The 12,457-nt window shown below is 36.3% G+C and carries 8 protein-coding genes and 1 tRNA gene; 4 read left to right on the top strand and 5 right to left on the bottom strand.

What is annotated here, in order from left to right:
• A partial coding sequence (locus tag DK442_RS04590) for a beta strand repeat-containing protein (RefSeq protein WP_370444656.1) occupies positions 1-3,737 on the bottom strand: 3,737 nt, incomplete at its 3' end.
• Positions 3,738-4,030: 293 nt separating this feature from the next.
• Here DK442_RS04590 and DK442_RS04595 point away from each other — a divergent pair.
• Positions 4,031-4,103, top strand: a tRNA-Gly gene (locus tag DK442_RS04595).
• Positions 4,104-4,161: 58 nt separating this feature from the next.
• Here DK442_RS04595 and DK442_RS04600 read toward each other — a convergent pair.
• The 4 genes from DK442_RS04600 to DK442_RS04615 all read right to left on the bottom strand — a co-directional run bounded on the left by DK442_RS04600 (position 4,162) and on the right by DK442_RS04615 (position 9,497).
• Positions 4,162-4,866, bottom strand: a complete 705-nt coding sequence (locus DK442_RS04600) for a hypothetical protein (RefSeq protein ID WP_160114049.1) — start codon at positions 4,864-4,866, stop codon at positions 4,162-4,164.
• A gap of 207 nt (positions 4,867-5,073) precedes the next feature.
• The gene (locus DK442_RS04605; protein ID WP_160114050.1) at positions 5,074-5,790 is read right to left on the bottom strand and encodes a polyphosphate polymerase domain-containing protein; all 717 of its coding nucleotides are present in this window, start codon (positions 5,788-5,790) and stop codon (positions 5,074-5,076) included.
• Positions 5,771-8,785, bottom strand: a complete 3,015-nt coding sequence (locus DK442_RS04610; RefSeq protein ID WP_109434691.1) for a hypothetical protein — start codon at positions 8,783-8,785, stop codon at positions 5,771-5,773. The genes DK442_RS04605 and DK442_RS04610 overlap by 20 nt, the downstream gene beginning before the upstream one ends.
• Positions 8,786-8,819: 34 nt before the next feature.
• Positions 8,820-9,497: a DUF4956 domain-containing protein gene (locus tag DK442_RS04615; RefSeq protein ID WP_109434692.1), complete on the bottom strand. Its 678-nt coding sequence runs from the start codon at positions 9,495-9,497 to the stop codon at positions 8,820-8,822.
• 120 nt (positions 9,498-9,617) lie between these two features.
• On the opposite strand from DK442_RS04615, the gene DK442_RS04620 reads away from it, so the two are divergent.
• The 3 genes from DK442_RS04620 (at position 9,618) to DK442_RS04630 (ending at position 12,456) form a co-directional block, all read left to right on the top strand.
• Positions 9,618-10,493 (top strand): glycosyltransferase family 2 protein, encoded by an 876-nt coding sequence (locus DK442_RS04620; protein ID WP_109434693.1) that lies wholly within the window; start codon positions 9,618-9,620, stop codon positions 10,491-10,493.
• A 97-nt stretch (positions 10,494-10,590) separates the two neighbouring features.
• Positions 10,591-11,433: a polysaccharide deacetylase family protein gene (locus tag DK442_RS04625; protein ID WP_109434694.1), complete on the top strand. Its 843-nt coding sequence runs from the start codon at positions 10,591-10,593 to the stop codon at positions 11,431-11,433.
• Between the two features lie 177 nt (positions 11,434-11,610).
• The gene (locus DK442_RS04630; protein ID WP_109434695.1) at positions 11,611-12,456 is read left to right on the top strand and encodes a GNAT family N-acetyltransferase; all 846 of its coding nucleotides are present in this window, start codon (positions 11,611-11,613) and stop codon (positions 12,454-12,456) included.
• The last annotated feature ends 1 nt before the right edge of the window (position 12,457 follow it).

The raw sequence follows: 12,457 nt of genomic DNA on the forward strand, positions 1-12,457 counted from the left end.
GCACCAGTTGGTCCTTGTGCTCCGGTTGCTCCAGTGGCACCTGTTGGTCCTTGTGCACCAGTTGCTCCAGTGGCACCTGTTGGTCCTTGTGCACCAGTTGCTCCAGTGGCACCTGTCGGTCCTTGTGCTCCAGTAGCACCTGTATTACCAGTTGGTCCTTGCGCTCCAGTTGCTCCAGTAGCACCTGTAGGTCCTTGCGCACCTGTATTTCCTGTTGGTCCTTGCGCTCCAGTTGCTCCAGTGGCACCTGTTGGTCCTTGCGCTCCGGTTGCTCCAGTAGCACCTGTCGGTCCTTGCACACCAGTTGCTCCAGTAGCACCAGTTGGTCCTTGTGCTCCTGTTGCTCCAGTGGCACCTGTCGGTCCTTGTGCTCCGGTTGCTCCAGTGGTACCTGTCGGTCCTTGTGCACCAGTTGCTCCAGTAGCACCAGTTGGTCCTTGTGCTCCAGTAGCACCTGTATTACCAGTTGGTCCTTGTGCACCAGTTGCTCCAGTGGCACCTGTTGGTCCTTGTGCTCCGGTTGCTCCAGTAGCACCTGTTGGTCCTTGCGCACCTGTATTTCCTGTTGGTCCTTGTGCTCCAGTAGCACCAGTTGGTCCCAGTGCACCGGTTGCTCCAGTAGCACCTGTCGGTCCTTGCGCACCTGTATTTCCTGTTGGTCCTTGTGCACCAGTTGCTCCAGTGGCACCTGTTGGTCCTTGTGCACCAGTTGCTCCAGTAGCACCTGTCGGTCCTTGTGCACCAGTTGCTCCAGTGGCACCTGTTGGTCCTTGCGCACCTGTATTTCCTGTTGGTCCTTGCGCTCCGGTTGCTCCAGTAGCACCTGTCGGTCCTTGCGCACCTGTATTTCCTGTTGGTCCTTGTGCACCAGTTGCTCCAGTAGCACCTGTCGGTCCTTGCGCACCTGTATTTCCTGTTGGTCCTTGCGCTCCAGTTGCTCCAGTGGCACCTGTTGGTCCTTGTGCACCTGTATTTCCTGTTGGTCCTTGCGCTCCGGTTGCTCCAGTAGCACCTGTCGGTCCTTGAGCACCTGTATTTCCTGTCGGTCCTTGTGCACCAGTTGCTCCAGTGGCACCTGTTGGTCCTTGCGCTCCTGTATTTCCTGTAGGTCCTTGCGCTCCTGTTGCTCCAGTCGCACCTGTTGGTCCTTGTGCTCCGGTTGCTCCAGTAGCACCTGTATTTCCTGTCGGTCCTTGTGCACCAGTTGCTCCAGTGGCACCTGTTGGTCCTTGTGCTCCAGTAGCACCTGTATTTCCTGTTGGTCCTTGCGCTCCAGTTGCTCCAGTAGCACCAGTTGGTCCTTGTGCACCAGTTGCTCCAGTAGCACCTGTTGGTCCTTGCGCACCTGTATTTCCTGTTGGTCCTTGCGCTCCGGTTGCTCCAGTAGCACCAGTTGGTCCTTGTGCACCGGTTGCTCCAGTAGCACCTGTCGGTCCTTGCGCACCTGTATTTCCTGTTGGTCCTTGCGCTCCGGTTGCTCCAGTAGCACCAGTTGGTCCTTGTGCACCGGTTGCTCCAGTAGCACCTGTCGGCCCTTGCGCACCTGTGTTTCCTGTTGGTCCTTGCGCTCCGGTTGCTCCAGTAGCACCAGTTGGTCCCTGTGCACCGGTTGCTCCAGTGGCACCTGTTGGTCCTTGTGCACCAGTTGCTCCAGTAGCACCTGTCGGTCCTTGCGCACCTGTATTTCCTGTTGGTCCTTGCGCACCGGTTGCTCCAGTAGCACCTGTCGGCCCTTGCGCACCTGTATTTCCTGTTGGTCCTTGTGCTCCAGTTGCTCCAGTGGCACCTGTTGGTCCTTGTGCACCAGTTGCTCCAGTAGCACCTGTCGGCCCTTGCGCACCTGTGTTTCCTGTTGGTCCTTGTGCACCTGTATTTCCTGTTGGTCCTTGCGCTCCGGTTGCTCCAGTAGCACCAGTTGGTCCCTGTGCACCGGTTGCTCCAGTAGCACCTGTCGGTCCTTGCGCACCTGTATTTCCTGTTGGTCCTTGTGCTCCAGTGGCACCTGTTGGTCCCTGTGCACCGGTTGCTCCAGTAGCACCTGTCGGCCCTTGCGCACCTGTATTTCCTGTTGGTCCTTGCGCTCCGGTTGCTCCAGTAGCACCAGTTGGTCCTTGTGCACCGGTTGCTCCAGTAGCACCTGTCGGTCCTTGCGCACCTGTATTTCCTGTTGGTCCTTGTGCTCCAGTTGCTCCAGTGGCACCTGTTGGTCCTTGTGCACCAGTTGCTCCAGTAGCACCTGTCGGTCCTTGCGCACCTGTATTACCTGTCGGTCCTTGCGCACCTGTATTTCCTGTTGGTCCTTGTGCTCCAGTAGCACCTGTCGGCCCTTGCGCACCTGTATTTCCTGTCGGTCCTTGCGCACCTGTATTACCTGTCGGTCCTTGCGCACCTGTATTTCCTGTTGGTCCTTGTGCTCCAGTAGCACCTGTCGGTCCTTGCGCACCTGTATTTCCTGTTGGTCCTTGTGCTCCAGTGGCACCTGTTGGTCCCTGTGCACCAGTTGCTCCAGTAGCACCTGTCGGTCCTTGCGCACCTGTATTTCCTGTTGGTCCTTGCGCTCCGGTTGCTCCAGTAGCACCTGTCGGTCCTTGCGCACCTGTATTTCCTGTTGGTCCTTGTGCTCCAGTTGCTCCAGTAGCACCAGTTGGTCCCTGTGCTCCGGTTGCTCCAGTAGCACCTGTCGGCCCTTGCGCACCTGTATTTCCTGTCGGTCCTTGCGCACCTGTATTTCCTGTTGGTCCTTGCGCTCCGGTTGCTCCAGTAGCACCTGTCGGTCCTTGCGCACCTGTATTTCCTGTTGGTCCTTGTGCTCCAGTTGCTCCAGTGGCACCTGTTGGTCCTTGTGCACCTGTATTTCCTGTTGGTCCTTGTGCTCCAGTAGCACCAGTTGGTCCCTGTGCACCGGTTGCTCCAGTGGCACCTGTCGGTCCTTGCGCACCTGTATTTCCTGTTGGTCCTTGCGCTCCGGTTGCTCCAGTTGGTCCTTGCGCACCTGTATTACCTGTTGGTCCTTGCGCTCCGGTTGCTCCAGTTGGTCCTTGCGCACCTGTATTACCTGTTGGTCCTTGTGCTCCGGTTGCTCCAGTTGGCCCTTGTGCACCTGTATTTCCTGTCGGCCCTTGCGCACCTGTATTACCTGTTGGTCCTTGCGCTCCGGTTGCTCCAGTAGCACCAGTTGCTCCAGTAGCACCTGTCGGTCCTTGCGCACCTGTATTACCTGTTGGTCCTTGTGCTCCGGTTGCTCCAGTTGGCCCTTGTGCACCTGTATTTCCTGTTGGTCCTTGTGCACCGGTTGCTCCAGTGGCACCTGTCGGTCCTTGCACACCTGTATTTCCTGTAGGTCCTTGCGCACCAGTTGCTCCAGTTGGTCCCTGTGGTCCAGCTGATAGCAGAGAAGATAGGTCGACGAATCCGCCGTCCTCAAGGGTTAATATGTTTGTTGTTGAATTGAAAGATAATCGTTGATTATCATTGCCTGAACAAAGACTGCTCCAACTATCATTATTATATTGAAAAATACAATTATCAGTGGTGTTGTATACTAATGCTCCGTTGAAAGGAGTAATAGCATTCATTTGCGATGTAGTAACTCTGGTAAGTACAAATGCTTTATCTGCACTTTCTAATTCTAAAATAGAAAATGCATCGATTTGGTTAGGGTTGTCTCCAACCTTAACTTGCGCTTGTGCAGTTACTAAAGATAAAAATAAGATTATCAGGGGTAATTTTATCTTCATATTTTGGTTTTATTTGAGGCTTATAACTTATTCTATATATGGGTTTACCATAGTTTTTTAATATTTACAGAATCCACGAATTAGATTCTAATATAAATATAATTTGATAAACTATTAAAATTCAATTAACTAAGCAAATATACAATTTTTTCGATAAAAAACAATTTTTACCGATAAAACACACGTTTGTTAAGTTATAACCTTTGATTTTTGTTAAAAAATGAATTATTTATTTTAAAAAAAGTATTTAGTTTTTTTTTTCAAAGAAATCTAATACATTTGCCATCGCAAAAGCGGGAGTAGCTCAGTTGGTAGAGCGTCAGCCTTCCAAGCTGAATGTCGCCGGTTCGAACCCGGTCTCCCGCTCGAAAGCCTCACTTAATAGTGAGGCTTTTTTATTTTTATCATATATCTTATCTAGTAATTAATTGGAAAAAAGGGAATTAATGTATTTTGAGCTTTGATGTTTTATTAAAGTATCTATTGCTATAAATTTGTAATTGATTTCGTTTTTATAATTAGAAAGAAGTAGGAGGTGGTTATTCTTATTCATAAACCAAAAGCCATTCCCTAAGAAAATTACTCCATTCTTATCTACATATTCAAATTTTGAAGCTTTTGCTCCCAGATCACCTCCAATCCAAATGATGTTTTTACCAGATTTTTTGATCTGTAATAGTTTTGGATATATTTCGGATTGAAAATTATTTGAATTATGACAGTAATCGCAAATTCCTTTAGGGCCATTACAGACCTGATTAATTTGACTGTCCATTATAGGGTGTTGATCCATAAAAATTAATTTATGAGAAAGGATGACAACATTTTTGGTCCGTAAAGTATTTAAGATATTAAAAAACTCTTTTTTTTGTTTACCAACTATAGAACTTAAACTGTCTTGAGAATTAATCGTTATAAAAGTAGTTTCATCTTTTACATAATAATGAAACTTATTTTTGTTTGTGAATCTCTTAAAATTTTCATTTGATGTATTGTCATGATTGCCAATACTCCACAACGTATTTTTATTTCTTAAGTCAAAGACTTTATCGAGGTGATGTATTATTGAATCTTTAAATGTTGAAACTCCCAAGTCTCCACCTAATAATGTCATATCGTATAGATTCATATTTATATCATAGATTTTCTTAAATATACTGTCATTTGTTTGTAATCTAGTATGTGACAAGTAAATGTAATTTGATCGGGAATTAAGAATTCCTTTTTTTGGGGCAGCACATGTGATGGTAAAAAAAATACATACTAAAGACAAGATGATGGTCAAAAGACATATTTTGGACTTAACTGGTTCGAAAGACCTTTTATTTTTCATAAGTTAAGAATGAATTATCTCAATACCTCTTACGTATTTTGAGTTTTTAGATAATCGAGAGTTAATTTGTTGAGTTATAGCCCTAGATTCATTATCGTATTCCTTATTGTATTTGAGTTCTAAAATAATCTCATTATCAATCAAATGGTAATCATTATAATTATTGGGATTAAAAAAAATCATATTAAAATCCAAAGTAATCCTAAACTTTTCACAAGAGGAAAGAAAATATCGTCTTTCATATGAGTTGGACAGTGTTGGGAATAGACTATGAAGCTTAAAAATCAATTCTTCGTTTTTTGTTTCTTTTAATGCTTCTATGATTTGGGAATTGATCTGATCTATACTTAATGATTCTATATTACTTTCAAAAGAAGGCATTTTAAGAGAAAACTTATCTCCAACTTCTCCAATTTTCTTTTTTATTTCGATGATTGGTGATTTTATTATTGAAGGAGTACTATTGTACCACCGGAGTCTATATTTTTCTCTTATCCCATCTCCAGAAACGTTCTGTTTATAGAATGTATAATTATTATCATCAAAATATATATTATTGACAGCTCTTTTTGAGTAGATTTCTTCAAAACAAAAATTGTTTGTATAAACAATAGTTTGTATTAGATCATTTAGGTCTATATTTTGAAATATAAATTTTCTTTCATATCTCAGATTGTGAAAGAGTGGTTTATGAAAATTTTCACTTACTGCTTTTTCCATATTTTTTACCATACATTTGATCTATTACTTTATTAGATACCGTTTTGACCGGGGCTTTATCTATTAAAAGCTGAGAACCGTTTTCAACAAGGTAGTCTAATTCATTGTTCTTTAATGTTAACATTGAAATATCAATTGATCCTGTTCCATATTCTGATTTTTTTTGAAAAGATGATAATCCTAATTTTGTATTTGATACGTTAACATTTTGCAATGAAATACTCGATAAATCTTTACTTACAATACCAATTTCTCCTTCAGAAACATTGATGTTCATTCCTGTGATTGTACTTGATTCTCCAGCACTTATTGCTTTGTCGGAAGAATTGTTAATTACTATATCTTTTAAGAAAATACTTGAGCCTGATACATCAATACCATCATTTCCGTTGTTTAAAAATGAACTATTTAGAATTTTTCCTTCTACAAAATCTCCATCAAATGCATCTGATAATGTATTTTTAAAAACTGTAGAATCAATTACAAATTTGGATCTAATAATATTTAACCCATCTTCTGATCTATTATTTTGGAAAACTGAGTTAGATATTTCGACAATAGTTTCATTAAAATTTATTGCCCCAGATAGCGCCCATAACTTTGAGGTTGGATTAGAAAGGCTTGTAAAGTGACAATGGTTTAATGTTGATTTCTCTTTAGTGTTTGTAATAAAAATTCCTCCACTAGAATTATTAGATGAAAAAAATTGGATAGGAAAATCCTTTGTTCCTCTACATATGATTGGTGAATATGAAATGATGGATGCTCCATTTGTCATATTTATAGTGACTCCTTTTTCGATAAAAACTTTATGATCTTTTGGAATGATTAAGGTTTTGCTTAATGTATAGTCGCCTTTAGGTATAGTAAGTATGTTGTTTTTTATTTTTATAAACTCAAAATTAGTGTAGTTGGTAACAAATGATTTTTTATAAGTATTAATAATCTCAAGTGTTTCATCTTGATTTGATCCAAAAGGGATGATATTATTCTTTCTGGAAAAGGAAATACCTGGGAACTTATATTTTACTTTCATTTTTTTTACATCCTTAGGGTAGCGAAATCCCCCTTTTTTGTTCTTTTTTGAAACGAAGGCATTATTAAAGGCATCTTTTATATTAAAAGTAATGAGCTTCTTCTCATTTGGATAGATGATTAGGTCAGAATAAAAAGAAGAACTTAACCTTTTTCCGTCAATATGTTCTAAACTATTAATAATAACAGGAAAATTAGATAGATTGCTAATATCTACCTGTATTTCTTTTTTGTCAATATTCAATAAATTAGAAATAATTGCATCAGAAGGGTTTATTTGTTTTTTAATGAAATTACTGTTATAATCAAGAATTGAAAGATCTACTGTTGTTTTTAATTCTGTTTTTAAATTTTTAAATATTGTATTAAGGTCGTTATCGAACTTATTAATAAAATTTTTAATAAATTTTTCATTGCTAATTATTTCAAACTTTTCTAACAGTTTTTGAGTATAAACCATATCTCCTTCAGAGAAGGGATAGTTGGTAATCTGATTTATTCTTGAACCAGGATGAGAGTCAAAGCAAACAGGTTCTAGTTTATTTGTAACAGGATTAAAATAAACCCTTAGATTATGATCTATTAACCCATGTTGTCCTCCAAATAAATTTATTAACGCCACAAAGGTTGTTAATTTATCAATATCAAATACTTCTGAGATTTTTAATTTTCCTTTTTTAAGACCTTCTAATAGGTTTTTGGCAACATTAAACTGTTTTAATAATACAGGGTCAGAAAGTACTCTGGATTCATCAAAAACTTTAATAGGTAAATTTTGTGTTTCCTGTAAGTTTTTGCTCCATGAATTGACGTTCAATTTTAGGTCGTACGATTTTTTTCGATCTTCCCAGAGCAAAGATTCCTCAAAAGATAAAATAATACCTTCTCTTCTCCTGTTATTCTCTATTAATCTTTTATCAAAAGATTCTTCAATTGCCATAATTCCTAAAGGAATTGTTTGAGTATTATCTTTATCTTTAACTTCTATGTCTATATTGACAAAATCATATCGTAATCCAATTAAGTCATTATTTTTAATCACTTTTTGGAATAACCATTCCCATTCATAATTTCTAACTTTTGGGTGCTGGATAGAGAATTTACTCATTCCTCTTATAGTAGTGTTGTCATCCTCAAGAATTACTCTGAAAGACCATTTTTTTTCATCATCCAAATGGTCTGTCCAATCCCCTTTTAATCTAACTTTAGATTTTATATTTTTAGTAGTATTGTATGAAACTTTGGATGAAACGAAATCATCTTCTTTTTTTATTAAAATTTTACTTTTTAATGCTTCATTTCGTCTTGATTTTATTTTCTCAAAATTCTTTTGAGTTAAAGAGATCGTTATTTTTTCTAATGTGTTAGAAATATTCGCAGAGGATAGATTTTCAAAATTGATTCCATTTACTTGATAGGATCTTCCTTGATTACTTGAAAACCTACCTGTGTTGAAGAATTTTACTTTATTAGGCTCTAAAAATTCGGATAATGTTTTATGAAAAAAAACACCTCTGAAAACAAAATAAGTTTCAGTGTTTGTTTTTATTTTAATTGGATTGAAATCGAAGAAATCAATGTTTATGTAATTATACTTCTGTAATTTCAATAATGCCTGTTCATCTTTTGGGAAAATATGTATGAAAAAGGCGTCATTTAATTGCCTATTTGTTAAACTGTCCTTGTATACATAATATAGTTTTGGGACACCTTGATTTTCTTTATAATAAATTGAAAACTCTGGGTTGGAGTGTATTTTGTTAATACCCTTATTGATCATTTCTACTATTTCTTCTTTGTTAAGGGTAGTAGTAGGGATTTCTGTATTGTGTAAGATTTTTTGATTATCAGGTAAAGCATTCTTTTTTTGAAATATTAAACTGGCTATAAATAATGCAAAAAATACAATTGGCATTATGATTAAATCAGATTTTTTATTTTGAACCTTTTTGATATTCATAAAAAAACAAGTTTTATCCCGTCAACACTCTATATTATATTTCATTACTTAGAAATGTAACATCAATACTATTGTCTATTTTGGATAGGCTATCATGTATTGCTTTTATCTTCTCAATTGAGGATATATTTATTGAAAAATTAAAGTTGATTTCCTCATTAGCATATTTTATTCTCTTTACATCAACTTGATTAGAATGTTCAGAAACTATAGTACTAATTTGATCTGTAATTTTGGATTTATCGTCATTTTTACATTGTAGACGTATGAGTAAGTTTTGAGAAAAAGAGTTGCCTAATTTATTCTTATTAAGTAAAACCACAATTAAAACGAGTATTCCAAAACCGATAACTGTAGGTAACAATTGATTAGCTCCTAATCCTAATCCAATGGAGATAGCAATAAAGAAATAGCCTAGTTCTTCAGGTTCTTTTATGGCCGTTCGAAACCTAATAATAGAGAGCGCGCCTACCAAGCCTAAAGAAAGAGCTAGTGACGATTTTACAATTGAAATAATAATAAAAGTAGTTATGCCAACTAAAATCAGAACTTTTGATAATTGAGATCTATTGGATATTGCTGTTCCATATCGCACATAAATAATTTTCAGGAAGAAAAGTAATACTCCACAAATAAGTATATTAATTATATAATTTAGAATAGAAAAGTTTTCGTCAAAATTAAGATTTAGCTGATTAATAAGATCATTCATTCTTTTTAAATTTTACTATGCACAAGGTAAAGAAGTTTTGGGAAAAAATGTCTTTTTTATTCTTATGACCAAGACTAAAGATAAATTTAGTATGTTTATATTGTTTTAAAAATATACTCGATGAGTAAGACATTAACCATTGTAATGCCCGTTTATAATGAAGAAGAATCATTAAAAATATTTTTACCCGAGGTTATTGATCATTGTATTAATAATGAGTATTCACTTATTTTAGTTAATGATGGTTCTAAGGATAAGACTGGTGAAATTTTGAAAACACATGCTGCAACTACTTCAATACTTACAGTAATTACTCATAAAGTAAATAAGGGGTATGGAGGTGCTATTAAAAGTGGTATTGAAAAATGCATTACAGATTATGTTATAACCATAGATGCTGATGGTCAACATTATTTAAGTGATGTGGATAATCTGTTTGCAAAAATATTAGAAACAGATGCAGATTTGGTTATTGGGAGTAGAAAAGGACAAATGTCAGCTTCTGCATTTAGGAAGGTGGGTAAAGGAATTATTCGCTTTGTAGCAAAAATGTTAATGAAATTATCAGTTTATGATATCAACTCGGGAATGAAGATTTATGATACAGAATTGGTCAATAAATATCTAAAACTTACTCCGGATACAATGTCTTTTAGTGATATTATCACCTTAACTTTTGTGAGTAATCGACATTTGGTTATTGAAGAACCAATACAAATTAAGAAACGAATGGGAGGGACTAGTACTATTGGTATAAGGACAGCCTTCGAAACCATTATGGAGATTATTAATATCATTATTTTGTTTAATCCAGCAAGGATTTTCTTACCTATTTCAGCCTTTTTTTTTGTATTTGGTGTTTTTTGGGGAGCTAACTTTTTCTTTCAGGGTAAAGGTATTAGTATCGGAGCAAGTACTTTAATTCTTACCGGGTTATTGATTTTTCTTTTAGGGCTAATAGCGGAACAACTATCTGCTCTTAGAAAAAATCAATAATTTATTTCAAAACAGAAATATTTAAAAAATTAACTTTGAATATAACCAAAAATAGTCGAACTGTTTTTTTGAAAAATATGAGTATAATTGACGAATAATGAAGTTTGATAAAAAAGAAAATATTTTTTTGTTTAGTATTGACTTAGAAGATGTTCGTTTGCGTGTTAATGATGGATTAAAATATAAGCCAAGTGTTGAAAAATTAGTAGAACAATATCTTATCTTTTTAAATTTTTATAAGGCAAAAGCTACATTTTTTACTGTTGGAGATATTCCAAAATATTACCCAGATCTTATTAAAACTATTGTTGCCGAAGGACATGAAATTGCATGTCACTCAAACAAGCATATTCCCGTAACAATTCAAAGTAAAGAAGAGTTTAGAATGGATCTACAGCAAAATATGGAAAATCTATATAAAGCTGGAGCAACAGAATTAATAGGATACAGAGCACCAACGTACTCTATTACTAAAGATGTACAATGGGTCTATGATGTCTTAACAGATTTGGGATTTAAATATTCTAGTTCGGTACTCCCTGCAAAAAACCCTTTATACGGTTGGAAAGAATTTGGTGAAAATCCAAGAAAAATGAATGATGATTTATGGGAGATACCAGTAAGTTTAAGAAAAGGATCATTCTTTAAAGTGCCATTTTCTGGAGGTATATATTTTAGGTTTTTACCTTTTTTTTTAATTAAAAAAAGTTTTGATTTTCATTATAAACAAAACAGAGCAGTGACTAGTTATTTTCATCCGTATGACATTGATACAGATCAGGAAAAGTTTATGCATCCTGAGATTAATGATAATTGGATTTATAATAGATTAATGTATTTTAACCGAAAGAAAGTATTTCCAAGACTCCATACAATTATGGATCAATATGATTCAAAAATAATCACATACAAAAGTTATATAGAACGTTTACAACAATAAAAATAAGGAGATAAATAGAGAATGATCTCTATTTTTTTAACAAAGTAAAATTAAAGATTTTAGTATTTTAATAACGAAAATAGACTTCTATATAAGCGAAGCATATAGGGATCAAAAAGTGATAGAAATACAATTAAAAAACTATCAAGAGGATTTGAAATATAATACAGAAAATAGATGAGCTACAATTTTTTGCCTATTCAAACGGACAAGACATCGATTAAGGAAGTTACAGATCTGTTAAGAATTACTTTTCCTCATGCTAAGAAATACACAGAAGCTTTTATTTCTTGGCAATATATTGATAACCCGGTTGGGAAAATGATGGGTTATAATGCATATGCAGGAACCACACTAGCTGCTCATTATGCCTTGATGCCAATAAAAGCCAAAATTTTTGGTAAAGAAGAGAAAGGATTATTATCATTAAATACAGCAACGCATCCTGAACATAGAGGGAAAAGACTATTTCCCAGGCTTGCAAGTGAGAGTTATAAAGATGCAGCTGATAAGGGGTTTAGTTTTGTAATCGGAGTTGCTAATGCTCAAAGCACGCCAGGTTTTTTAAAGAAATTGGATTTTCAACTTATAAGAATGCTTGATGCTAAACTAGGTTGGGGTAAAATTATACGTACAAAAGAGGATTGTGATCTAGATTATCAAAGAATTTGGGATGAGGAAACTGTGCAATGGCGTATATCTAATCCTGAATTACATTATAAAATTAAAAATAATAGAATTTTAGCTCCAACAGATCGTTTTGGTATACAGGCAATTCTTAAAGATTTTGATCAAAGCTATAATATTGCTGATAACTCAACGAATACTTTAAATTTAAGGCCTTTTAAACTATGGATAGGTATTGATAATTCAATTCATTGGAAAAAATCTTTCTATTTTGACATTCCTTTAAAAATGAGACCGTCCCCACTTAATTTAATTTTTAAAGACCTTACTGATAAGGGTAGGAAGTTTGATTTTTCCAAAATACAATTTAATGCTTTAGATTTTGATGCTTATTAAA

The sequence above is a fragment of the Aquimarina sp. AU119 genome (assembly GCF_900312735.1).
In the GTDB taxonomy this organism is placed as follows: Bacteria; Bacteroidota; Bacteroidia; order Flavobacteriales; family Flavobacteriaceae; genus Aquimarina; species Aquimarina algiphila.